We start from the raw sequence: 22,800 nt of genomic DNA, 5'->3' as shown, positions 1-22,800 counted from the left end.
CTCGTCCCTTGCGCAAAGCAAGGAACGAGGGCTTTTTTTATACTATTAGCTTAAGGGGGAATATGTTATGGCAATTCAGCGTCCCAAAGGGACTCAAGATTTATTGCCGGGGATAATTGAACAATGGCAATATCTTGAAGAGACCATTCGCTCAGTTTGCCGAGAATATGGGTATGAAGAAATACGGACACCGATGTTCGAAGCAACAGAACTTTTTCAAAGAGGGGTCGGTCAGACTACTGACATTGTAAAAAAAGAGATGTATACTTTCCAGGACAAAGGGGATCGATCAATGACCCTGCGTCCGGAGCTGACGGCTTCAGTTTGCCGTGCTTATGTAGAGGACAAGCTCTATGGCCAGCCTCAACCTGTAAAATTGTACTACATTGGTCCTATGTTTCGCTATGAGCGGCCTCAAAGCGGACGTTTTCGCCAGTTCCATCAATTTGGAGTAGAGGTATTGGGTGCTGACCAGCCGATTGTGGATGCAGAAGTAATCAGTTTAGTTTGGAATTTGTATAAACGCCTTGGATTAAGCGGCTTAGAAGTTCATGTGAATTCTGTGGGATGTCCGGTTTGTCGGGCCAGGCATCGTGAGCAGCTTCAGGAGTTTCTGATCTCTCGCAAGAAAGATTTGTGTAATGATTGCCAGGAGCGTTTTGATCGTAACCCTCTGCGTATCTTAGACTGTAAGAACCCTTCCTGCCAAGAGGTGACTGTAGGTGCACCAACTACCAGGGATACTCTTTGTGAGGATTGTAGTACTCACTTTGAGAAGGTTCTGGCCATTTTAGGCAGGGCTGGAGTGGTGTATCGAGTTAATCCTCGTTTGGTAAGAGGCTTGGATTACTATACAAAAACTGCCTTTGAAGTTATGGTCGAAGAAATCGGAGCTCAGAGTGCTATTTGTGGGGGAGGCAGGTACGATAAGCTGGTTGAAGAAATTGGCGGACCTGCTACTCCCGGTATTGGATTTGCCATGGGCATTGAAAGGGTTTTAGCGGCCCTTCAGGTTCAAAATAAGCTGCCCGAAGAAAAACCGAAGCAATTTGCCATGCTCATCGCACTTGGCGAGAAAGCCCAGATTGAGGGGTTTGCCCTGCTGACTGCCCTGCGGAGCAAAGGCATGCCTGTTGCAATGGATTTGCTTGGGCGTAGTTTAAAAAACCAATTAAAATCAGCTAATCGCCAAGGAGCTTCCTTAGCCTTTATCCTGGGAGAAGAAGAGCTGGATCGAAATGTCCTGGTTATACGAGACTTAACATCAGGAGAGCAGATGGAAGTTCCGCTAAATGATGCAGTCGAGGAAATATTCAAGAAGTATCAGAGAGGTGTTTGACATGACATTATTTTCAGAACGTATACAAAATGGTGAATTAGGATTAGAAAAAGTGGGAGAAACCGTTCGTTTGTTAGGATGGGTTCAGCGCCGTCGTGACCATGGGGGTTTAATCTTTGTTGATTTAAGAGATCGCTCCGGTATTGTCCAAGTGGTTTTTGACCCGGAGAGAATGGGTACTGAATTTTCAATAGCAGAAAGCTTACGGTCAGAATTCGTTGTCTCGATTCAAGGACAAGTAATTGCTCGTCCTGAGGGTATGATTAATCCCAACCTTGTCACCGGAAAAATTGAAATAGTTGCATATTCGTTAGAAGTTCTCAACGGTGCCAAAACTCCTCCCTACTATCTGGTGGATCAAGTGGATGTTGATGAAACCGTGAGATTAAAATATCGCTATTTAGATTTGCGTCGCCCGGAGATGCAGAATGTGTTTAAAATTAGACATAGAGTTACTCAAATTATGCGTAATTTCTTTGACAGTCAAGATTTTTATGAAATCGAGACTCCAATGCTCAACAAATCTACCCCTGAAGGGGCACGGGATTATCTGGTTCCAAGTCGCGTACACCCTGGGGAGTTTTATGCTTTACCACAGTCCCCGCAATTATATAAGCAACTCCTTATGGTAGGTGGGATGGAGAAGTATTTTCAAATTGCTCGTTGTTTCCGAGATGAGGATCTAAGAGCTGACCGACAGCCTGAATTTACTCAATTGGATGTGGAAATGTCCTTCGTTGAAGTGGAAGATATACTTCCCATGATGGAAAAATTAATGGTTAAGATTTTTGCAGAGGCTGTGGGAAAAGAGGTTTCTATACCTTTCCCCCGTTTAACGTATAAAGAGGCTATGGATCGTTACGGGTCGGATAAACCGGATACTCGGTTTGGGATGGAATTAATTGATGTGGGGGATCTGGTTGGAAAATCAGGATTTAAAGTATTCGCTAATGTTGTTGCCGGCGGCGGGAGTGTCAAATGCATCTGTGCAAAAGGGTGTGCCGGGATGCCTCGTCGAGAAATTGATGATTTAGCTAAATTTGTGAGTACCTATAGAGCTAAGGGCTTGGCCTGGATCGTCATGGCTGAGGAAGGGATTAAGTCCCCCATTGCCAAGTTTTTCACTGAAGAAGAGATGGCCGCCCTAATTGATCTTACCCGAGCTGAGACGGGGGATATCTTGTTCTTTGTTGCAGATACCTATGCCGTTGTTTCTGATGCTTTAGGACATTTGCGTTTGGAATTAGCAAAACGCTTAGGGTTAATTGAAGAAGGATCCCTTGAATTCTTATGGGTCACGGAATTCCCGCTCTTAGAATATGATGATGAACAAAAACGCCATATTGCGATTCATCATCCATTTACTGCACCAATGGATGAAGACTTACAGCTTCTTGAGAGCGAGCCCCTAAAGGTTCGAGCAAAGGCCTATGATATGGTTCTTAATGGAACTGAGCTGGGAGGCGGAAGTATCAGGATTCATCGTCGTGAAGTTCAAGAACAGTTATTTAAGTTGCTTGGATTTTCTGAGGAGGAAGCAGTGGCTCAATTCGGATTTCTCATGGAAGCATTTGAATATGGCACCCCTCCCCATGGAGGAATTGCCTTCGGTCTAGATCGAATGATTATGCTCCTAACTGGAAAAGATAATATTCGAGACGTGATTGCCTTCCCGAAAACTCAAAGTGCCTCTGATTTAATGGCTCATGCTCCTTCGCCGGTTGCGGATAAGCAAATTAAAGAATTGCATATACGAACGAATATTGAGGAGTCTGTTGCTGACAAAAAATAGTGTGGAATTAAAGGTAGAAAATAGGACCTTTTATTCCAAAATAACTCTTTGTAGTGATATGAAGAATGTTCTGAAGTTATTGACGTTTATTGGTCAGTGAAGAGTTGACACGGAAGGAAGCATTGGCTATAATATTAATTGTAGCTACCCCCTTAGGGTATCGGAGGATGCATAGCATGACGAATTCAACCCCCTATTCAGAATCCAAAGATGATATTGTACGTAGGCTTAAGAAAATTGAAGGCCAAGTAAAAGGGATTCAACGTATGGTCGAGAGTGACAAGTATTGTGTAGATGTCTTGATTCAGGTTGCTGCAGTTCGAGCTGCCTTGAATAGAGTTGGCACAATTGTCTTTGAACACCATTCACGGGGATGTATGCGCAATGCCGTGGAAAACAATAATCAAGAAGCTGCAATTGAGGAGCTTATTGGGGTGCTCGCTAAATTTATTAAATAAATCATAACTGATTAGGAGGAATTACAAATGGCAGGTGCGAATGTAAAAACATTTAATACAGCAAATTTCGAAGCAGATGTTTTAAAATCTGAGCAAGCAGTTTTGGTAGATTTTTGGGCTCCCTGGTGTAGTCCATGTCGTATGGTTGCTCCTGTTATTGATGAACTTGCCGATGAATATCTCGGTAAAATTGTCATCGGTAAAGTTAATGTCGACGAGAATGGTCCTATTTCCAGTCAATATGGAGTTATGAGCATACCAACCTTGGCGATTTTCAAAGGCGGCAAAATGGTTGATAAAATTACTGGCTTCCGTGGGAAAGCAGATTTAGTAAAAATGCTTGATTCCCATATCTAATTTCCCATAATCCCGTCTTTAATTAGAGAAGGATTAGCCTCAATCAACTACTCAAGTGAACAATGTCAATAGGAATAAAAGCGACGCCCGATAAAAATTTGGGCATCGCTTTTATTTTACTTATGAAGTATAAACCAAGGTTATAGACAGTAAGTAGGCTAATGGGTGAGAAGATAGTCTCTTCATCTGAAGCGTAAGGTCAACTAAGCTGACGGGATTTTCTTATTTATTTAGATGCTTGGGATTTAGAAAACGATCTTTTCCTATTTCCGAGGGAACGTAAAAGGTTTCTCCTTGAACGGATGAGGGGAGGTAAGTTTGGTCAACCCAGTGATTAGGGTAGGCATGGGGATAAAGATACCCTTTTCCGTTCCCTAATTTGTCTGCACCTGGGTAGTGAGCATCTTTAAGCTGGGCGGGTACTTCTCCGGTAGGGTGTTTTTTTACATAATTCATGGCTTTATCGATGCTTGTGACAACACTATTGCTTTTCGGAGCTGTTGTGATTGCCAGAACTGCCTGAGCTATAGGAATTCTTGCTTCAGGTAAACCTAACCACTCAAGTGCATTGGCAGCGGCATGTGCTTGAAGCATGACCATTGGATCAGCAAGACCAACGTCTTCTGAGGCGTGGACTATAATTCGGCGAATGATAAAACGTGGATCTTCACCTGCTTCTAATAAAACTGCTAACCAATAGAGTGCCGCATCTGGATCTGAACCCCGCATACTTTTAATAAATGCGGAAATGATGTCATAATGATTATCTCCTGATTTATCAAATCGGATAGCCCGTTGTTGAATGGATTCTTCAGCGATTTCCAGATTAATTCGGCGGATTCCGTTTTCCGGTGGAGTTGTCAGAACCGCCAATTCTAAGGCATTAAGAGCGCGACGTAAATCTCCATTGGCAAAGTTGAGCCAATGCTCCCAGGCATCAGAGGATATTTCCACCTGATATTGGCCTAACCCTCGCTCTGTATCCTTTAAGGCCTGCTCCAGTCCAAGGCGAATTTCTGATGGTTCAAGTAGTTCAAGTTTAAAAATCGTGGAGCGGCTGAGGAGTGCGGAGTTTAGTTCAAAGAATGGGTTTTCTGTTGTTGCTCCAATGAAGGTGATGGTTCCGTTTTCGACGGCAGGCAAGAGAGCATCTTGCTGACCTTTATTGAAGCGATGAACTTCATCGCAGAATACTAAAGTTCGTTTTCCGTATAGATGTAGTTCCTCTCCCGCCTGGGTAATAATTTCGCGGATGTCTTTAACACCGGAAGTAACCGCATTGATACGAACAAAACGAGAGGTTGCTTTAGCAGCAATCACTTGTGCTAAAGAAGTCTTTCCTGTTCCCGGTGGTCCATAAAGGATTAAGGATGAAACCCGGTCTGCCTCAATAGCTCTACGCAGGAGTTTTCCGGGTCCTAATATTTGAGTTTGACCAATATATTCGTCAAGTGTTCGGGGACGCATTCGCTCTGCAAGGGGAGCAACTTGGTGTTGATTAAATGTAGCTGAAAAAAGATCCATGATTACTGTTCCTTTCAATACTCTAATCTTTCCGGGCTTTTTGAAGAATTATATCATGTGGATCTGACAAATGCTTATTGTAAGTGGATTTGCGTTGAAAATTGTTACTCAGATCACAGTAAAGAGCTCAATTTTAGGCTAATATACTAAGTGGATAACTTCTGAAGCATAGTGAACATCAGACTTGACAAATCCCGAGTATTTTAATAAGATATAAACGAATATAGAATATAAAAAGAATAAGGTTCAGATCGCGGAAAAGAGGTGAGGGTGTTTGAAACTCTCGACCAAAGGTCGATATGGCGTAAAAGCCATGTTTGATTTAGCTCAACATATGGGTGAAGGTCCGATTTCTTTGAAAAGCATTGCAGAGAGGCAGGGTATATCGGAACATTATTTGGAGCAGCTTGTTTCCGGTTTGCGTAAAGCTGGGCTGGTTAAAAGTGTTCGAGGTGCTCAAGGTGGTTACTTATTGGGAAAAGAACCGGATAAGATCAAAATTGGTGATATCATCCGTGTATTAGAAGGGCCAATTGCCCCGGCTGATTGTGTGTCAGAGGAGGATCCGGAAATTTGCTCCAAAGCTGAGTTTTGTGTCACTCGGACAATTTGGGAGAAAGTTAGGGATTCCATCGCGGAGGTTCTTGATTCAATTACACTTGAAACAATGCTGGAAGATGCCAAAAAGATTGAATCGGATCGAAGCTTATATATGTACTACATTTAGACTATTTGCATCAAAGTTAATTACAAGGGAGTGAGCCCAATGCGGAGAGTATATTTAGATCATAGTGCAACAACCCCGGTTGACCCTGAAGTGGCTTCAGTTATGATGACGTATTACACGGAAAAGTACGGAAATCCCTCCAGTGTCCACGGTTTTGGCAGGGAAGCTAAACAAGCTTTAGAGCAAGCCCGTACTCAGGTGGCCGAATTAATCGGAGCTAATCCTAAGGAAATTACATTTACCAGCGGAGGAACTGAGGCAGATAATTTGGCGATTCTTGGAACTGCTGAAGCGCTGCGCACCAAGGGTAAGCATATTATTACTTCGTGTATTGAGCATCACGCTGTTCTGGAAACTTGTGAGCATTTAGAAAAAAACGGATTTGATTTAACAGTTATACCTGTCGACGAAGAGGGAGTAATATCCGTTGATGCCGTTCAGAAGGCTATCAGGCCGGACACAATTTTAATTACTGTCATGCATGCCAATAACGAGGTTGGATCGATTCAACCTATTGCAGAAATAGGCAAGTTGGCCAAGGAACATGGAATCGTATTTCATGTTGATGCGGTTCAGTCTCTGGGAAAGATTCCGGTTAATGTTGATGAAATGAATGTAGACTTACTGACTGTATCGAGTCATAAGATCTATGGCCCTAAAGGAGTAGGTGCCCTCTATATTCGCAAAGGAGTACGAATTGTACCATTGGTTTATGGAGGCGGACAAGAACGAAAGCGCCGCTCGGGAACTGAGAATACTCCGGGAATCATTGGGTTTGGCAAGGCCTGTGAGTTAGCAGGGCAACGAATGGCTGAAGATGCTCAAAAACAAATAAAACTCCGTGACAAATTAATGAATGGGATCTTAGACCGTATTGAATTTGTAAAGGTTAATGGACCTTTAGGGGAAAAGCGTTTACCCAATAATGTGAATGTCAGTATTCGTTATGTTGAAGGGGAGTCCTTGTTGCTCTCTCTGGATATGTTGGGTATAGCGGCTTCGAGTGGTTCGGCATGTACCTCAGGTTCCCTTGATCCTTCCCATGTTTTACTGGGTATGGGGTTGATTCACGAGATCGCCCATGGTTCACTGCGTTTTTCCCTCGGGCGTCAAAATACTGAAGAAGAAATTGATTATGTCCTTGAACAATTACCTAAGATTGTGGAGCGGTTGCGAATGATGTCTCCCCTATATGATCAGGTTGTTCGTTCAAACCATGTATAATAAGGAGTGAGGAAGAAATGTATACAGAAAAAGTAATGGATCATTTTACAAATCCCAGGAATGTAGGGGAGTTAGAAAATGCGGACGGTGTGGGCGAAGTAGGAAACGCTAAGTGCGGGGACATTATGCGTATATATTTAGATATCGAAGGGGACATTATTAAAGACGTAAAATTTAAAACCTTTGGCTGTGGAGCTGCAGTTGCAACCAGCAGCATGGTGACTGAAATGGTTAAGGGAAAAACCATCGATGAAGCACTGGAAATCTCCAATAAGGCTGTAGCAGAAGCTCTGGGAGGACTTCCGGAGTCGAAAATGCATTGCTCTAATTTAGCTGCGGATGCCCTGCATAAAGCCATCGAAAATTATCGCGATAATCAGCAGAAAAAGGAATAGATGAAGAATGACTCTGGCTACAAAACCTAAAGTTGTTGTGGGTATGAGTGGCGGTGTGGATAGTTCCATGGCCGCCGCTTTGCTCAAAGAAGAAGGTTATGAAGTGATTGGGGTGACTTTACAGATCTGGGATCCAACAGGTCCGGAAGTCGAAGGGGGTTGTTGCTCTAACTCGGCTATCGATGATGCCAGAAGAGTTGCTTTTATACTTGGAATTCCCCATTACGTCATGAACTTTCGTTCTTATTTTAAGGAGACTGTGGTAGATTATTTCACACAGTCTTATTTGTATGGAGAAACCCCAAATCCTTGCTTGGCCTGTAATAGGCATGTTAAATTTGGAGAGATGCTGAGAAAAGCTCGTGGATTAGGAGCTGAGTTTATAGCAACCGGTCATTATGCACAGGTGCTTAGGGATCCGAGCAGTGAACGCTTTCTGTTAAGTAGAAGCGCAGATCAACGTAAGGATCAGACCTATGCTCTGTACATGTTGACCCAAGATCAGCTTAAACACACCTTATTCCCTCTAGCGGAGTACAAAAAGGAGCATATTAGGGAAATGGCTAGAGAACGTGGCCTTGGTGTGGGTGATAAACCTGAAAGCCAAGAGATCTGTTTTATCCCTGACGATGATTATGCTTCTTTTCTAAAGGAGCGCTCGGAGGTTCCTATTAAGCCCGGTGATTTTGTAGATCTGGCAGGAAAAAAGCTGGGTCGGCACGAAGGTATAATCCATTTCACCGTTGGACAAAGAAAAGGTCTAGGGGTCACCTTTGGTAAGCCAATGTTTGTCGTCGGACTAAATCCTGAGCGTAATGAGGTGGTCTTAGGTGAAGATAAGGATGTCTTCACAGATACCCTTTGGGCTGAAGATCTTAATTGGATATCTATACCTGAGTTAACTGAACCTATAAAAGTCCATGCAAAAATTCGTTATAACTCATCCGGTGCGACCGCTACAATTATTCCGGGAGAAATCGGATCAGGGTATGGAGTAATGGTTCAATTCGATGAACCTCAGCGTGCAGTGACTCCGGGGCAGGCAGTTGTCTTTTATCAAGGAAACCTGGTGGTTGGCGGGGGGAAGATTATCTCTGATCCTCGGGGCCGAGATCGTGGTTCTAAGTCCGTGGTTCGTGGTTAGACTTAGGTATGAATAAAGTTTGATGAAGTAGGGCAGAGTATAGATAGAAATTATTTTTAGCGAGGTGGAAGAAGGATGAGACGCTCTCGTGAAATTGTCGGATTACCAGTCTTGGATTTAAAGAGTGGAAATTCTATTGGTTGGGTACATGATCTGGTTCTTGACAATGATAGAGATGAGGTAGTCGGAGTTCTCCTGGAAGGTGGGCACTTTTTCCACTCTGCGAAAGGTATTCCTCGGAAGGCTATTGTGACTGTTGGCAAGGACGCCCTTACTGTTAATGAAAAAACTATAGAAGAACTTAAGGGGACACGGTGGTCTGATAAAGTAGGTAATGAAGTCTATACTCAAGGTGGAGACGCAAGAGGTACAATTGAAGATGTTTTTCTCGATGATTCCATAGAAAAAATGGTTGGATTCGAGGTTTCCGACGGTCTTTTCTCTGACCTGCTTCATGGGCGGGGAACGATTCTGAAGCCGCATGTTATGATCGATGGAAAAGATATCTTAATTGTTGATAACCAAGTATCCCCCTTGGATCAAGCAAATGAAGGGGGAATGCGATCATGAATTGTCCGGTTTGCGGTGGAAGAGCTATAGGAAAAGTTGGCGTTGAGCAGTTTTATTGTTGGGACTGCTGTGTTGAGTTTGCTACCCAAACAGATAAAGTGGTTATATATGATTTGGCTGAGGACGGTTCTCTAGTTGCCTGGGATGATCCAAGCCTTAATCCAAATGTTTCTTGTGCTGCTATTGAGTAACTTGTTTATATTTTGATAAAAGCGCGCATCGCGCGCTTTTTGATTTTCTTAAGCTCTAATTATGTTCAGCCAGGCCTTCAGGACCTTTGTCTCCCATAGTTTGTAGGGTCTGAGTTTTTCTTAGGACTTTGAAAGGAAGTGTGCTCTCTTGGCTTATGAAATCTAACAATTATAAGTGGATTTTTGTAGGAATATGTTCGCTGCTGGGGATACTAATTCTTTTCAGGGTAAGAGCAATTCTCGGTCCGTTTTTCTTGGCTTTTGTGCTTGCTTATTTGTTAAATCCATTAGTGGATGTTCTTGAAGGTTATAATATAAGCCGAAATAAAGCTATTGCCCTTGTTTTTATCTTAATCATTACCTGCTGTGCTACGGCTGTTTTTTTGGTGATTCCTATAATATATAATGAGCTTAATAAATTAGTGGTAATATTGCCTCAGACTATTCAGTCGGTTGCGGATACGATAGATGAATTTCGAAACCAATTTAAGGCTACAGGCCTACCAAGTCGGGTTGCCCTTGTTTTAGATGAACATTTGGTTGAAGGCGAGAGTATTTTGGCTGACCGACTTAACCTTTTTTTGGATAACTTGCCCAAAGCACTATCCTCAGTGACTCTTTACATGCTATCACCGGTGATTGCCATCTATTTTTTGGCCGACTGGAAGGACTTAAGAGAAGGGTTTTTCCGGATTATCCCCCAACGCTGGAGGATGGAATGGAGACGGTTATGGCAAGATATCAACCATGTTGTTAGGCAATACTTAAGAGGAGATCTATTTGTTGCCATAATCGTGGGAACACTTATAGGCATAGGTGTAAGGTTGGTTGGAATGGATTATGCCCTCTTAATCGGACTTATCTGTGGAGTTTTTGACCTCATTCCTTATTTTGGGCCGGCTATTGGGGCGGTTCCTGCTGTACTATTGGCCTTAACCCATTCCCCAGTTATGGCTTTAAAGGTAGGTTTGATAATTTTCTTTGTCCAGCAACTGGAGGGAAATGTAATATCACCAAAGCTTATGGGTGATAGTGTCGGTCTTCATCCTCTCTGGATTGTGTTTGCCCTCTTAGCTTTTGGAGAAATCGCCGGTTTTTGGGGCTTGTTTTTAGCGGTTCCTTTGGCTGCGGTTATTCGAGTTGTTTTTAAACATATTTATTTTCGGCTGGTTTCTACAAAAGTTTAATCTAGTTGACAAATAAGACATCCACTGTATATACTTGATAAACAATGGAAATTTTATAGTTTAAGTGAGAAAGTTAAAAGTATCGATAGCCCGAAAGATAGCAGGGTGATCCCGAAAAAATCTCGTCCCTGATTAAAAGGGAGAGATTATTTTTTTTATTGAATTTAAAGGGGTGTTCATAATTGTATTCTGGTAATGAATTAAGGGACATGTTTCTTAAGTACTTCGAGGCGAAAGGACACACAATCTTACCTAGTGCATCACTTATTCCCAAAGATGATCCGACCTTGTTGTTAACAGTTGCAGGCATGGTTCCTTTTAAACCATATTTTCAACGCCAAGTTGAACCACCCATTCCAAGAGCAACGACTGCTCAGAAGTGCGTTCGTACTCCGGATCTCGAAGAAGTAGGTAAAACTGCTCGCCATCATACATACTTTGAAATGTTGGGCAATTTCTCCTTCGGCGATTACTTTAAAAAGGAAGCGATTCCTTGGGCTTGGGAGTATATAACCACTGTCTTAAAAATCCCTGTCGAAAAACTATGGATCACAATTTACCCCGAAGACACTGAAGCAAGAGAGATCTGGGAAAAAGCAGGTGTTAAATCTGATCGCATCGTTGGTGACCCGGAGAACTTTTGGGCCGCCGGGCCGACGGGACCCTGTGGCCCTTGTTCGGAGATTTATGTCGATCTCGGTGTAGCCAGAGGGTGTGGCAAACCAGGTTGTGCTATAGGGTGTGATTGTGATCGTTTCCTGGAAATCTGGAATCTAGTCTTTATGCAGTATAACCGCGATGAAGCAGGGGTGTTGACTCCCCTCCCTAAGCAAAATATTGATACCGGGATGGGCTTAGAGCGAATTGCTTCTGTGATGCAGGGTGTGGAAACAAATTTCGATACGGATTTATTCCGGCCGATTATTGATCATGTTGCTGCCTTGGCAGGGGTTAAATATAAAGAGAATGCTAAGAATGACTTAGCACTTAAAGTTGTATCTGACCATGTCAGAGCGGTATCCTTTATGCTTTCAGACGGGATCCGTCCAAATAATGAAGGTAGAGGGTATGTGCTGCGTCGTATCTTACGCCGTGCTGTCCGCTTTGCTAAGCTCTTAGGAATTGATAAACCATTCTTGGAATCGGCCTTTAGAATTATTCAAAGAGACTATGCTCATGCTTATCCGGAACTTAAAGAGAATGAAAATTTCATTTTAAGCCACTTAAATCTAGAAGAGAAGAATTTCCAAGCAACCTTAGAGCAAGGCACTCAGTTATTACAGGAGAAGGTCAGAGGGCTTGTTGAAAAAGGAGAAAACGTATTATCCGGAACTGATGCTTTTTATTTATATGAAACATACGGCTTCCCCGTGGAATTAACCGAGGAAATGCTGGTAGAACAAGGTTTGTCTGTCGACATGGTAACTTTCGAAACTGCTGCTGAGGAACATCGCCTGCGGGCTAAGGAACAGTCCCAACAGATGCGTGCAGTAGTTGAGAGCACAGAGGTTGTAGAAAAGGCAAAATCTCTGGGGGCGACACCTTTTGTTGGCTATGATAAAGTAGCTTCATCTACACAAATAGAGGGCCTTTTTGTCAATGGCAAGGAGGTACAGGATGCTGGTGAGGGCGAAGAAGTGCTGGTTTTCCTTACAGAGACTCCATTTTATGCAGAAAGCGGCGGTCAGGTTTCTGACGTAGGTGTAATTCGAACCTCCCGGGCAGAAGCACGTGTCCTCGACGTTAAAAAGGGAGTGACAGGAACTTTATATCATCGAGCCGAGGTTAAGACTGGGGTATTTCATGTTGGCGAACCTGTAGAAGTGGAAATTGATAATACGGATCGCTTAGCTACCACCAGACATCACAGTGCGACACACCTTCTGCAGACGGCTTTACGTTCAGTATTAGGGGAACACGTTCAGCAGGCAGGGTCATTAGTAAGCCCGGAACGATTGCGGTTTGACTTCACCCACTTTTCTCCTCTGACCTCGGATAGCCTAAGGGCAGTTGAAGGGCTGATTAACGAAGCAGTTCTAAAGAATATGCCTGTTAAGGCAACGGAAATGTCCTTGAAAGAGGCCAAAGAAAGCGGGGCTACAGCACTTTTCGGAGAGAAATACGGAGAGAGTGTGCGAGTAGTGAGCATGGGATCCTTCAGCAAAGAACTGTGCGGAGGAACACATGTAAGCAATACAGGGGAAATAGGACTTGTGAAAATCCTCAGCGAAGGTGGAATTGGAGCCGGCCTGCGCCGGATTGAGGCTGTTGCAGGATTAGAGGCCTTGACATATTTGCGTTCTCTTGATGAGCAGGTAAGCGAAGTTGCCCAATCTCTAAAAGCACAGCCCTTAGAAATTGGAAAAAGGGTTAACACTTTAATGACTCAAATGAAGGAGCTTGAACGAGAAATTAGTCAACTGCAAGCAAAGTTGGCTAAGAATGAAGTTGATGGGTTGTTAAATAAAGCGACTGAGATTGATGGAATTACAGTTATTGCAGCTCAAGTGCATGCTCCTGACATGGAAGGTCTTCGTCAAATGGCGGACTTATTACGCGATAAAATGAAATCGGGAGTTATCGTCTTAGGGGCAGCCAGTGAAGGAAAGGTAAACTTTGTAACGACTGTGAGCCCAACAGGTTTAAGCGGGCTCCATGCCGGACAGATTATAAAGGAAGTAGCTAAAATAACCGGTGGGGGCGGCGGCGGGAAGCCGGATATGGCTCAAGCCGGTGGTAAAGATCCTAGTAAATTAGGAGAAGCTATCGATAAAGTTCCAAGTCTTCTCCGGGGTTTTCTTAATAAATAGAGGAGAATCTTCTCGATTGACAGAATATCTAAAGTTAATAGGAAAAGTCAGGACGAAAGGCGAAAGGGGGACAGGAAATGGATCGAATGGAAGAAACCATGATGTTTAAGGCTGTGGTGGAAGAAGAGATTTCTGCCCGGGATATACTACAGAAGGTGTACGCTGCGTTACAGGAGAAAGGGTATGACCCAATTAATCAAATGGTTGGTTATCTCATGTCTGGCGACCCTGTGTATATTACCAGCCACAATCAGGCGAGATCGATGATTCGTAAACTTGAACGCTTTGAGCTGATCGAAGAACTGGTAAGGACCTATTTGCAAGAAAAATAGCGCTGGAGTTAGAACCCTCACTCAATTGTGGTGAGGGTTTAAACTTTACGAAGCATTGAAGTGCGATGTGCCCCGCACCAAAGGAGGCTATATGCGTCAAGTTAAGTTAGGGTTATGGGGAGCAGATGTCTCAGAGGTGTGTTTTGGAAGTTTAGCTGTTTCTCCCTTACAAGGCCGTCTAACCGCAGAGGAGGGAGTTTCAGTTCTGCGGTATGCCTTTGAACAAGGGATTAATTGGATTGATACTGCCGAAATATATGATAACTATGAACAAATAGCCGCAGCGATTAAGAATCAGCCTGAGGTACGGATTGTCAGTAAATCCTATTCTGTTACGGCTGAGGAAATGAACTTAAGTTTAGAGAAGGCACGAACTGCTCTTAATAGGGATACTCTTGATTTTTTTTTGCTGCATGAACAGGAAAGTGCTTTAACCTTAAAGGGGCACTCGGGGGCTTGGGAAGAACTCCTCCGTGCGAAGGAAAAAGGAATTGTACGCTGGATCGGCATTTCCACTCACGCGGTAGAGGGGGTTCGGGCTGGCGCCTTATTGCCTGGTCTGGATGTAATTCACCCAATCTTAAATTATCAGGGTCTGGGAATTATTGATGGGACGTTGAGTGAAATGTTGGACGCCATTGCCTTTGCCTCAGATTTGGGCATTGGGATATATGCAATGAAGATTTTTGGCGGCGGGCATTTAACGAGGGATCCTAAAAAAGCCATCGACTTTATAAAAAGTATTGCGGGTGTTCACGGAATTGCTTTAGGAATGTCCAGTCAGGCAGAAGTGGACTATAATTTGCTTTTAATAGAAGGGCAAGAAGTCCCTGAAAGTTTGCAAAAAAAGGTCAGACATAGACCGCGAAAACTCTATATTGCTGATTGGTGTCAAAGCTGTGGATTGTGCGTTGAGGCATGTCCCCAAGGCGCTTTGAGTCTAGAAGAGACGGCAGTGGTTAACCCTGAAGCATGTGTACTGTGTGGGTATTGCGGGAGGGCATGTCCGCATTTTTGCCTAAAAATTGTTTAGATTAATTTAGGAGGGAATCCTGTGCGGATTATGGGATTGGATTTTGGGTCTAAGACAATAGGTGTGGCTATTAGTGACGCATTATTTTGGACGGCCCAAGGGATTAAAACAATTAGGCGATCCAAGAAGGAACTTGATGAGTTAGAAGAACTGATTCGGGAATATGAGGTTATGGAGATTGTCCTTGGCTATCCAAAGAACATGAATGGAACCATAGGACCTCGATGTACTTTGACCGAGGAGTTTGCAGAGGTTCTACGGGGGAAGTTTGGACTTGAAGTAAAGCTATGGGATGAACGTTTAAGTACGGTTGCTGCTCAGAGAACCTTGTTGGAAGCCGATATGTCTCGCTCCAAACGTAAGAACGTGATAGACAAAATGGCGGCGGTGTTTATTCTTCAAGGGTACCTGGACAGTCGGCAAATGAAGAAAACTTAGGCCGATATTTGACAATCATTACCTACAATAGTACAATGACCATATTCTTTAATTAAGAGGTGAATCATATGACTGACCATCCACATGACCATGAGCATGATGCTGAAGAGTTTGACACTGTCATTCTCACAGATGATGAAGGAAAAGACCATGAGTTTCTTCATCTAGACACATTGGAACTAGAAGGCTCTACATACTTTGTTTTAATGCCTATTTCAGAGGATGAATCCGAGGAAGATGAGGCAATTATCCTTAAACTTGGTAAAGATGCTGAAGGTGGAGAAATGCTGCTTGACATCGAAGACGACGAAGAGTGGGAAAAAGTAGCTGACGCCTGGGAAAACCTAGTCGAATCAGAAGAAGATTAATTTTGCGCTTATTTATTAATCTTAAATGAACTAAAACAAAGAACTCGTTGAGTATAACTCAGCGAGTTCTTTGTTTTTTCTTGATAAGAAAACTCGGCAGTATTTAATTGCCTCTTCCTTAAACAATCAGCAAAGGATTAATAAAACTCTGTTTCCAATACTTTCACAAGTCAAAAGCTGTTAGTTCTACGAGATTTTTAGATAAACAAAAAACTCAAAGGAAAGACTAATTAAAAAGAGGGGGTGAAGAAAATAAAGTGTTTTAGAAATAGGAGATTAAGTTATCTGTTCTTTTTAAGCATTCTTTTTACTTCATTGTTCAGTGGTTGTAATTCATTAGATCATGTACCTGATTATTCTTCGTCTCCGATACCTGATAAACAAATTTCTCAAGATAATCAACAGGCTAAAGCTAAAACACTAAATTCAGTTATACCAGAGGGGAGTAAAATTGACGATTTAGATTTAAGTGGGACTCCCTTAGTTGAGGCATCTACTAAGATTGAGAATTGGGCAAAGGACAAGCTGGAAGAAACCCGTGTACTGTTGTACAATAATACAGAGATTCCTTTGACTTTAACTGACATAGGGTTTGAGGTCGATACTGAAAAGACTATTGATCAAACCCAGACTAACCCAGGAACTATTCAGCCCAGCGTCTTTAAAGTAAATTCAGAAGTTGCCAGTCAAAAACTTCAAGAAAAGCTTACGAAATTTAATACGCCGGCCAAAGATGCTGCCTATAAGATTGAGAAGGATAAGGTAGTTATACAGCCATCAGAAACTGGTCGAAGGGCTGATGTTGAACAATTAATAAGTAAGATTGAAAATCTAACACTTAGTGAAGTTCCAACACGGATTGAAATTCCCATGGCTCAAGTACCCCCAGCGGTCACAACAGAGTCTATAAAAGATTTAGCCTTTGATTCTATCATTGGTGAATTTTCAACAAATTTTCTAGTTAAGGAGAAGAACCGTTCGGCCAACTTGACTGCGGCTGCTAAAGCCTTGGATGGTAAATTGCTTCAGCCCGGTGAGACTCTTTCCTTTAATCAGGTTGTCGGTCCTCGGGAACCGGGAACCGGGTATAAAGAAGCTTATGTATTGATAAATGGAGAATACGTCAAAGGGACCGGCGGAGGTATTTGCCAAGTGTCTTCCACACTATACAATGCAGTATTACTAAGTAATTTAGAAATTGTTGAACGTATGCCTCATGCTGTTGTTGTAGGTTATGTGCCTCCCGGACAAGATGCAACCGTTAATTATCCTAATATTGATTTCAAATTTAAAAATAACTCCCAGAGTTTAGCATATCTACGAACTGAAGTAAAATCTGGAGTCTTAACAGTTAGGATTTGGGGTAAGAAAACTGGTAATACTGTTCGAATTGAACGGCAAGTAGAGAGAGAAATCCCTTATACAACAAAAAGGCGACCCGATCCAAAGCTTCCCAAAGGTCGAGTCGTTCGAGACCAGGGTGGTGTTAAAGGGGTTGTAGTAAATACGTGGCAGGTTATTCGAGATGAGAGTGGCAGTGAAACCAAGAAATTTCTTGGTCGTGATTCATATGCTCCCACAAATCGCATTTTCCGCGTAGGAACATAGGGTTCGAATAGAGAAAGAGAGAGTGAGAAATGGCCAGAAAAAAGAAGACCATGGGAGTATTTACGTGGATTATTCTTCTTTCCGTGGTCGGGGGCTTTGGATTCTTATCTTGGTGGAGTTGGGCAACAAAGCCTTTCTCCACCTCGGGGAACAGTGTGAAAATTACCATATCTCCGGGAACAACTGCGGCGCAATTAGCTGAGGAATTACAAGAGCGTCAGCTCATCCGCAGTGCGGGGATGTTCCAACTTTTGGCCCGTGAACGTCGAGATAATTTTAAACTATATGTAGGGGATTATCAGATAGCCCCCACAATGTCTCCTAAGGAAATGATAGAGCACTTAATTAGTGGTTCTACTTCTTTGGATACCAATATGGTGACAATTCCTGAAGGGTATACTACTGAACAGATTATTGAGCTTTTGGTGCAAAAAGGAATAGGGAGTAAAGGGGGGTTAACTAAAGTTGTTACGGAAGATTCGTTTCCTTATGAATTTCTAAAGGATGCGCCTCAAGGAATCCACCGCTTAGAAGGATATTTATTTCCGAATACCTATGACATCCCAGTTGAAACTTCTCCTCATGAAGCTATTGATTTGCTTCTGCGGCAATTTGCCAAAGAACTAACTCCAGAGGTTCAGAAGCAGCTTGTTTCTATGAAGTTGTCTGTTGCTCAATGGGTTATCCTGGGTTCTCTAATTGAAAAGGAAGCTGTAAGAGAATCGGATCGGGCCTTAATTGCTTCAGTTTTGTTTAACCGCTTAAAGATTAACCAGCCTCTTCAGATAGATGCGACTATTCAGTTTTTGCTGGGTACACCTAAGCCCAAACTCACGTACCAAGATTTACAGATTCCGTCACCCTATAACACTTATCTGCATGCCGGTTACCCGCCTGGACCCATCGCCAGCCCGGGACATGCCTCGCTGCAAGCTGTATTAAACCCTGCTCAGACAGATTTTCGCTATTATGTGGCCAAAAAGGATGGTTACCATGTGTTTGCGAAGACTTATGCTGAGCATTTGAAGAATGTTGAGTTGTATCAGTGAAGGTGAAAGCGAGATGGTGGCAAGGGTGAGAAAGCGAGATGGTATGACAAGGATGAGAAAGCGAGATGACTTTTGCACGTTCACCCGAAACTCCGTTGCTACTCACTGGATGTTAAAACGAAAACGCTAAACCCTTCTGCTTTCTGCAAGTCCGCCGCTCCTTGCCATCCTTGGCACCGCGGCATCAGTCCGTCCTTGGACAAGTCCCACTAGCGTTTTCATGTTTTAACATCGGCGTTCGCCGGGACGCAACTCCGTTTAACGGGATTCACTTAGCAAAAGTCATCTCTGCTTTGTGGGGAAGGTAAGCTTGAAGGAAGCTCTTGGGGAGAACCTCTTAGGAGGAACCTCTGTAACCCAGCGCTCTTTGACCATCTTGAACGGCTAGGTGGTTTGGGCTTAATTACCTCTCGAGTCAAGTTTATACTGACTTAAGCGATCCGCCTTGTTGGACTGGATCTTATAGGGGCACTAGTGGGATCGGTTTACAAATTAGAAGGTTACTCAGATTTATGGGTTAGTTGATAGATTTGTTCTACGTCTTTATCACCGCGACCGGAGATATTGACGATGATAATTTGGTCGGAGTTCATGGTTGGAGCAAGTTTAAGAGCGTAGGCTACTGCATGGGCGCTTTCTAGGGCAGGAATGATACCTTCTGTTCGGGAAAGCCGATGGAAGGCTTCCAGGGATTCGGTGTCAGTGATGCTTACGTACTCTGCACGGCCACTGTCCTTTAGATAACTATGCTCCGGGCCGACGCCGGGATAGTCCAGGCCGGCGGATATGGAGTGGGTGGCCAGAGGTTCTCCGTTTTCGTCTGCCATAACGTAGCATTTAAAGCCGTGAACAATTCCGGGAGCTCCGGCGGAGAGGGGAGCAGCGTGTTTACCGGTTTCCAGACCCAAACCCGCCGGTTCAACTCCTATGAGATTAACAGAGGAGTCCTCTAAGAAGTTGGCGAACATACCGATGGCGTTGCTGCCACCGCCGACACAGGCCATAACTATGTCAGGAAGTTTTCCTTCGGCCTCGAGTATTTGCTGGCGTGCTTCCCGGGAAATAACTGCTTGGAAGTGTTTGACGAGTGAAGGAAAAGGATGGGGGCCTACTGCCGAACCTAGCATGTAAAAGGTGTTCTCATAATTTACGGCAAAGTCCTCTAAGGCGGCATCCACTGCATCTTTCAACGTACGTGTTCCGGATGTGACCGGGACAACTTTGGCCCCTAGGAGTTCCATGCGGAAGACATTAAGGGATTGGCGCTTTGTATCTTCTTCTCCCATATATATAATGCATTCCATGTCAAAGAGGGCGCATGCCGTTGCGGTGGCTACGCCGTGTTGTCCGGCACCGGTTTCAGCAATGATACGTTTAGCTCCCATACGTTTCGCCAGTAATGCTTGACCAAGAACGTTATTAATCTTGTGGGCCCCGGTATGGTTAAGGTCTTCCCGTTTAAGGTATATTTTAGCACCACCTAATTGCTGGGAAAGCTTTTTGGCAAAGTAGAGGGGGTTGGGGCGACCTACATATTGTCGTAAATAGTAGTCAAGCTCCTGATTAAAATCCGGATCATCCTTATAGGTTTCGAAAGCATTGTCTAATTGAGCTAAGGCATTCTCTAATTGGGGGGGAACAAAACTACCGCCAAATTCTCCGAAATATCCTTTTTCCATGGTTGATTCCTCCATCTTCTTTTAAAACTAAAAAACTTTCCGTCCTTCAAAGGACAGAAAGTTAATTTCTATTATGCCACCTTTTTCTATGGGATTTACAAACACGTTTATATTACCCATATCCAGAGTCTTAGATACGGAGTAGGTTCTCAGCAGCAAATAAGCAGATGCAGAGAGTAGCCTCTCGATATCCGTGTCTCTGTAACGGGAAACCCCCGGTATCACCTACTTACTCAAAGCGTGTTCGGATTACGACTCCGAGATCCATTCAGTCTACGGGACATGTATCAGACTCCCACCTGCTCTGACTCGCTAAAACAATCCTCAAAAACTTACTAATTCTCTTCATTGTCTTGCATGTTAATTTTCTGTATTGTAATATGTCAGAAGGCACTTCGTCAAGGGGTGTTATGTAAAAGATTTTTATGTTTGATCTTATTACTTCGAACAGGTTGAATAAGGTACTATCCATTTATGTTAAACTATACAAATAGCAAAACGATTAAAGCTTAAAGTTAGTTAGGGGAATATAGATGAAAAAACCAGAACTATTGGCTCCTGCAGGAGATATGGAAAAGTTAAAATATGCGCTAGCCTATGGAGCTGACGCAGTATATATGGGGGGGCAGGCCTTTGGTCTGCGAGCCTATGCCGGAAACTTTGATTGGGCGGAAATGGAGCAAGCGGTTAGCTGGACCCATGATCTGGGGAAAAAGCTGTATGTAACGGTCAATATTTTTGCCCATGAGCCGGATTTTGCAGAGCTTCCGACCTACCTCAAACACTTAGAGGAATTGAAAGTAGACGCTGCCATTGTTTCTGATCCGGGAGTTATCATGTTGGCTAAGGAAGTGGCTCCTCGTCTGCCCTTACATTTAAGTACCCAGGCCAATAACACAAACTCGTATTCCGTCCGCTTCTGGATGAATCAAGGGATAGAGAGAGTGGTTTTGGCCCGGGAATTAACTCTTCAGGAGATGAATGATTTACGCCCTAAAGTGGATGGTGGCTTAGAAATCTTTATCCATGGCGCAATGTGTATGTCTTATTCCGGGCGCTGCCTACTAAGCAACTACTTAACAGGCAGGGACGCTAATCGCGGAGAATGTACTCAGCCCTGCCGTTGGGGCTACGCACTTGTCGAGGAAAAACGTCCGGGGATTGCTTTCCCCATTGAAGAGGACGAACGGGGAACCTATGTGTTTAATTCCCACGATTTATGCCTTTTACCCCATCTTCCTTTGTTAAAGCCAATTGATATTGACAGCTACAAAATTGAAGGACGAATGAAAAGTGTTCAGTATGTAGCCAGTACAGTTAAGGTTTATCGGGAGGCTATCGATACTTTATGGGAGCAAGGGGAAGAAGCCTTTCAAGAAAAACTTCCACGATGGTTGGAGGAAATGGATAAGGTTAGCCACAGAGACTATTCGCCAGGCTTCCTTTTTGGAAAGCCGGGTGCCAGTTCACATAATCTGGTTTCTTCTCATTATGTTCGAGATTATGATTTCGTTGGAGTCCACTTAACTGAAGAGAAAATGGCAGATCAAATCCTTAAGACATCTGATGAGAACATCTCATGGGTTGAGCAAAGAAATAATTTTAAGATTGGTGAAGTCTTAGAAGTCTTAACTCCCCAAGGAGAATGTTGGTCTTTCGAAGTTAAAGAAATGTGGGATATTGAAGGGGTACCGATGGAGGTAGCTCGTCATGCTCAGCAAAAGATAAAGATGACTGTACCAAGGGAAATCCTGCCTTACAGTATTTTGCGACGGGCAAAAAGCGAGAAAAAGTAGATTAAGGAGACAGGCGATGAATTTTGATGGTATTGAGCACTCAAGTCCTCCTTTTTTGGATCTGGATGTTGTTGTTAAAGCCCGTTTAGAAAGGGTGGAAATGCAGATGTTAGATAAGCTTGTCGAAGGCCTGGGACATCTGGGAATTGTTACAACAACTGATCGAGCATTAGGGGAAGTCATGATTCAAACAACTAAACAGTGTTGGCCGGAGTTAAAGAAGGCTATAGAACAAATGCCCTTTGAGATAGAGTTCATCTAGATTCTGCTTAATATCAGAGAGAAAAAATTATGGAAACAGGAGATAAGTAAATGAATTTTTCCGAACCCCAAGTAGTCCAACTTTCAGATCTTGACCTGATCATAAAAGCGCGCATAGATCGGTCCCAAATCCAATTGCTTTGTAAGCTTGTCGAGGGCTTAGGTCATCTGGGCGTTGTAACTACAACGAATAAGGCATTAGGGGAAGTCATGATTCAAACTACAAGGCATTGTTGGCCTGAGTTAAAAGAAATTGTGAAAGAAATGCCTTTAGAGATTGAATTTGTGTGAAGTAGCAGGGGGCGGTTTAGCGTTAACTAAACCGTCCCCTTTTTCGTGCGCCACGCATGGTGATTAACTTGACGGTGAAAGTCCGTTATGGGGGTATGTAGCGACCAACCATTAGCTTAAGGCAAGGGTGTCCACCGCGAGGGGAATCCAGAGGAAGCCGGCGGCAAAGTTCCGACCCGAGGAACACGAACAGTATCAGGCGCTTTATGTGGGGTGAGACTGCGTAA

Annotated in this window: 23 protein-coding genes; 21 read left to right on the top strand and 2 right to left on the bottom strand. The window is 43.4% G+C overall.

The window, feature by feature from the left end; translation table 11 throughout:
* The first annotated feature begins 67 nt into the window (after nucleotides 1–67).
* The 4 genes from hisS (at nucleotide 68) to trxA (ending at nucleotide 3,946) form a co-directional block, all read left to right on the top strand.
* The gene (gene hisS, locus DP73_RS02460; RefSeq protein WP_034597205.1) at nucleotides 68–1,339 is read left to right on the top strand and encodes a histidine--tRNA ligase; all 1,272 of its coding nucleotides are present in this window, start codon (nucleotides 68–70) and stop codon (nucleotides 1,337–1,339) included.
* A gap of 1 nt (nucleotide 1,340) precedes the next feature.
* Nucleotides 1,341–3,131 carry an aspartate--tRNA ligase gene (gene aspS, locus DP73_RS02455; protein WP_034597204.1) on the top strand — a complete coding sequence of 597 codons (1,791 nt, stop codon included), beginning with the start codon at nucleotides 1,341–1,343 and terminating at the stop codon, nucleotides 3,129–3,131.
* A gap of 176 nt (nucleotides 3,132–3,307) precedes the next feature.
* Entirely contained in the window at nucleotides 3,308–3,589 is a 282-nt protein-coding gene (locus DP73_RS02450; RefSeq protein ID WP_014901895.1) for a metal-sensitive transcriptional regulator, read from the top strand.
* 27 nt (nucleotides 3,590–3,616) lie between these two features.
* Nucleotides 3,617–3,946, top strand: coding sequence for a thioredoxin (trxA, locus tag DP73_RS02445; RefSeq protein WP_034597203.1), 330 nt, complete (start codon nucleotides 3,617–3,619; stop codon nucleotides 3,944–3,946).
* Nucleotides 3,947–4,168: 222 nt separating this feature from the next.
* Here the strand turns inward: trxA and DP73_RS02440 are convergent, their stop codons facing one another.
* Nucleotides 4,169–5,470, bottom strand: a complete 1,302-nt coding sequence (locus tag DP73_RS02440) for a replication-associated recombination protein A (protein WP_034597202.1) — start codon at nucleotides 5,468–5,470, stop codon at nucleotides 4,169–4,171.
* A 274-nt stretch (nucleotides 5,471–5,744) separates the two neighbouring features.
* On the opposite strand from DP73_RS02440, the gene DP73_RS02435 reads away from it, so the two are divergent.
* The 14 genes from DP73_RS02435 (at nucleotide 5,745) to mltG (ending at nucleotide 18,546) form a co-directional block, all read left to right on the top strand.
* Complete coding sequence (locus tag DP73_RS02435; RefSeq protein ID WP_034597201.1) at nucleotides 5,745–6,197, top strand: Rrf2 family transcriptional regulator; 453 nt, start codon at nucleotides 5,745–5,747, stop codon at nucleotides 6,195–6,197.
* A gap of 39 nt (nucleotides 6,198–6,236) precedes the next feature.
* Complete coding sequence (gene nifS / locus DP73_RS02430; protein WP_034597200.1) at nucleotides 6,237–7,421, top strand: cysteine desulfurase NifS; 1,185 nt, start codon at nucleotides 6,237–6,239, stop codon at nucleotides 7,419–7,421.
* Between the two features lie 17 nt (nucleotides 7,422–7,438).
* Nucleotides 7,439–7,816 carry a Fe-S cluster assembly scaffold protein NifU gene (gene nifU, locus DP73_RS02425; RefSeq protein WP_034597199.1) on the top strand — a complete coding sequence of 126 codons (378 nt, stop codon included), beginning with the start codon at nucleotides 7,439–7,441 and terminating at the stop codon, nucleotides 7,814–7,816.
* Between the two features lie 7 nt (nucleotides 7,817–7,823).
* Nucleotides 7,824–8,960, top strand: coding sequence for a tRNA 2-thiouridine(34) synthase MnmA (gene mnmA, locus DP73_RS02420; RefSeq protein WP_034597198.1), 1,137 nt, complete (start codon nucleotides 7,824–7,826; stop codon nucleotides 8,958–8,960).
* Between the two features lie 75 nt (nucleotides 8,961–9,035).
* A complete protein-coding gene (locus tag DP73_RS02415) occupies nucleotides 9,036–9,530 on the top strand; it encodes a PRC-barrel domain-containing protein (protein WP_034597197.1) in 495 nt (164 codons plus the stop codon).
* Complete coding sequence (locus DP73_RS02410; RefSeq protein ID WP_014901903.1) at nucleotides 9,527–9,721, top strand: hypothetical protein; 195 nt, start codon at nucleotides 9,527–9,529, stop codon at nucleotides 9,719–9,721. The genes DP73_RS02415 and DP73_RS02410 overlap by 4 nt, the downstream gene beginning before the upstream one ends.
* A 155-nt stretch (nucleotides 9,722–9,876) precedes the next feature.
* Nucleotides 9,877–10,908, top strand: coding sequence for an AI-2E family transporter (locus DP73_RS02405; RefSeq protein ID WP_034597196.1), 1,032 nt, complete (start codon nucleotides 9,877–9,879; stop codon nucleotides 10,906–10,908).
* Nucleotides 10,909–11,090: 182 nt separating this feature from the next.
* Nucleotides 11,091–13,718, top strand: a complete 2,628-nt coding sequence (gene alaS / locus DP73_RS02400) for an alanine--tRNA ligase (RefSeq protein WP_034597195.1) — start codon at nucleotides 11,091–11,093, stop codon at nucleotides 13,716–13,718.
* 77 nt (nucleotides 13,719–13,795) lie between these two features.
* On the top strand, nucleotides 13,796–14,050 hold the full coding sequence (locus tag DP73_RS02395) for an IreB family regulatory phosphoprotein (RefSeq protein WP_014901906.1): 255 nt from the start codon (nucleotides 13,796–13,798) through the stop codon (nucleotides 14,048–14,050).
* Between the two features lie 91 nt (nucleotides 14,051–14,141).
* Nucleotides 14,142–15,083 (top strand): aldo/keto reductase, encoded by a 942-nt coding sequence (locus DP73_RS02390; RefSeq protein WP_034597194.1) that lies wholly within the window; start codon nucleotides 14,142–14,144, stop codon nucleotides 15,081–15,083.
* A 21-nt stretch (nucleotides 15,084–15,104) separates the two neighbouring features.
* Nucleotides 15,105–15,521, top strand: a complete 417-nt coding sequence (ruvX, locus tag DP73_RS02385) for a Holliday junction resolvase RuvX (protein WP_034597193.1) — start codon at nucleotides 15,105–15,107, stop codon at nucleotides 15,519–15,521.
* Nucleotides 15,522–15,589: 68 nt separating this feature from the next.
* Nucleotides 15,590–15,889, top strand: a complete 300-nt coding sequence (locus tag DP73_RS02380; protein WP_034597192.1) for a DUF1292 domain-containing protein — start codon at nucleotides 15,590–15,592, stop codon at nucleotides 15,887–15,889.
* Between the two features lie 243 nt (nucleotides 15,890–16,132).
* Nucleotides 16,133–17,497, top strand: coding sequence for a VanW family protein (locus DP73_RS02375; protein ID WP_034597191.1), 1,365 nt, complete (start codon nucleotides 16,133–16,135; stop codon nucleotides 17,495–17,497).
* A gap of 29 nt (nucleotides 17,498–17,526) precedes the next feature.
* Nucleotides 17,527–18,546, top strand: coding sequence for an endolytic transglycosylase MltG (gene mltG / locus DP73_RS02370; protein ID WP_034597190.1), 1,020 nt, complete (start codon nucleotides 17,527–17,529; stop codon nucleotides 18,544–18,546).
* A 500-nt stretch (nucleotides 18,547–19,046) separates the two neighbouring features.
* Here mltG and trpB read toward each other — a convergent pair whose 3' ends face one another.
* On the bottom strand, nucleotides 19,047–20,225 hold the full coding sequence (trpB, locus tag DP73_RS02365) for a tryptophan synthase subunit beta (protein ID WP_128751366.1): 1,179 nt from the start codon (nucleotides 20,223–20,225) through the stop codon (nucleotides 19,047–19,049).
* A 533-nt stretch (nucleotides 20,226–20,758) separates the two neighbouring features.
* Here trpB and DP73_RS02360 point away from each other — a divergent pair.
* The 3 genes from DP73_RS02360 to DP73_RS02350 are packed head-to-tail and all read left to right on the top strand — an operon-like array spanning nucleotide 20,759 to nucleotide 22,573.
* Entirely contained in the window at nucleotides 20,759–22,021 is a 1,263-nt protein-coding gene (locus DP73_RS02360; RefSeq protein ID WP_034597188.1) for a U32 family peptidase, read from the top strand.
* A 16-nt stretch (nucleotides 22,022–22,037) separates the two neighbouring features.
* The gene (locus DP73_RS02355) at nucleotides 22,038–22,283 is read left to right on the top strand and encodes a DUF4911 domain-containing protein (protein ID WP_034597187.1); all 246 of its coding nucleotides are present in this window, start codon (nucleotides 22,038–22,040) and stop codon (nucleotides 22,281–22,283) included.
* Between the two features lie 50 nt (nucleotides 22,284–22,333).
* Complete coding sequence (locus DP73_RS02350; RefSeq protein WP_034597186.1) at nucleotides 22,334–22,573, top strand: DUF4911 domain-containing protein; 240 nt, start codon at nucleotides 22,334–22,336, stop codon at nucleotides 22,571–22,573.
* The last annotated feature ends 227 nt before the right edge of the window (nucleotides 22,574–22,800 follow it).

Origin of the sequence: Desulfosporosinus sp. HMP52, assembly GCF_000765145.1 — a bacterium.
Taxonomy (GTDB): Bacteria; Bacillota; Desulfitobacteriia; order Desulfitobacteriales; family Desulfitobacteriaceae; genus Desulfosporosinus.
The sequence above is the reverse complement of the archived record's forward strand: the minus strand, read 5'-3'. Positions and strand labels throughout refer to the sequence as shown.

Excerpts from the sequence above, each read along its gene's own strand:
- DP73_RS02405 (WP_034597196.1), top strand. The coding sequence starts at position 9,877 with ATGAAATCTAACAATTATAAGTGGATTTTTGTAGGAATATGTTCGCTG.
- trpB (WP_128751366.1), bottom strand. The coding sequence starts at position 20,225 with ATGGAAAAAGGATATTTCGGAGAATTTGGCGGTAGTTTTGTTCCCCCC.
- DP73_RS02450 (WP_014901895.1), top strand. The coding sequence starts at position 3,308 with ATGACGAATTCAACCCCCTATTCAGAATCCAAAGATGATATTGTACGT.
- mltG (WP_034597190.1), top strand. The coding sequence starts at position 17,527 with ATGGCCAGAAAAAAGAAGACCATGGGAGTATTTACGTGGATTATTCTT.
- trxA (WP_034597203.1), top strand. The coding sequence starts at position 3,617 with ATGGCAGGTGCGAATGTAAAAACATTTAATACAGCAAATTTCGAAGCA.
- DP73_RS02380 (WP_034597192.1), top strand. The coding sequence starts at position 15,590 with ATGACTGACCATCCACATGACCATGAGCATGATGCTGAAGAGTTTGAC.
- aspS (WP_034597204.1), top strand. The coding sequence starts at position 1,341 with ATGACATTATTTTCAGAACGTATACAAAATGGTGAATTAGGATTAGAA.
- DP73_RS02355 (WP_034597187.1), top strand. The coding sequence starts at position 22,038 with ATGAATTTTGATGGTATTGAGCACTCAAGTCCTCCTTTTTTGGATCTG.
- DP73_RS02440 (WP_034597202.1), bottom strand. The coding sequence starts at position 5,470 with ATGGATCTTTTTTCAGCTACATTTAATCAACACCAAGTTGCTCCCCTT.
- DP73_RS02390 (WP_034597194.1), top strand. The coding sequence starts at position 14,142 with ATGCGTCAAGTTAAGTTAGGGTTATGGGGAGCAGATGTCTCAGAGGTG.
- DP73_RS02410 (WP_014901903.1), top strand. The coding sequence starts at position 9,527 with ATGAATTGTCCGGTTTGCGGTGGAAGAGCTATAGGAAAAGTTGGCGTT.
- DP73_RS02360 (WP_034597188.1), top strand. The coding sequence starts at position 20,759 with ATGAAAAAACCAGAACTATTGGCTCCTGCAGGAGATATGGAAAAGTTA.
- DP73_RS02395 (WP_014901906.1), top strand. The coding sequence starts at position 13,796 with ATGGATCGAATGGAAGAAACCATGATGTTTAAGGCTGTGGTGGAAGAA.
- nifS (WP_034597200.1), top strand. The coding sequence starts at position 6,237 with ATGCGGAGAGTATATTTAGATCATAGTGCAACAACCCCGGTTGACCCT.
- DP73_RS02415 (WP_034597197.1), top strand. The coding sequence starts at position 9,036 with ATGAGACGCTCTCGTGAAATTGTCGGATTACCAGTCTTGGATTTAAAG.
- hisS (WP_034597205.1), top strand. The coding sequence starts at position 68 with ATGGCAATTCAGCGTCCCAAAGGGACTCAAGATTTATTGCCGGGGATA.
- DP73_RS02350 (WP_034597186.1), top strand. The coding sequence starts at position 22,334 with ATGAATTTTTCCGAACCCCAAGTAGTCCAACTTTCAGATCTTGACCTG.
- nifU (WP_034597199.1), top strand. The coding sequence starts at position 7,439 with ATGTATACAGAAAAAGTAATGGATCATTTTACAAATCCCAGGAATGTA.
- mnmA (WP_034597198.1), top strand. The coding sequence starts at position 7,824 with ATGACTCTGGCTACAAAACCTAAAGTTGTTGTGGGTATGAGTGGCGGT.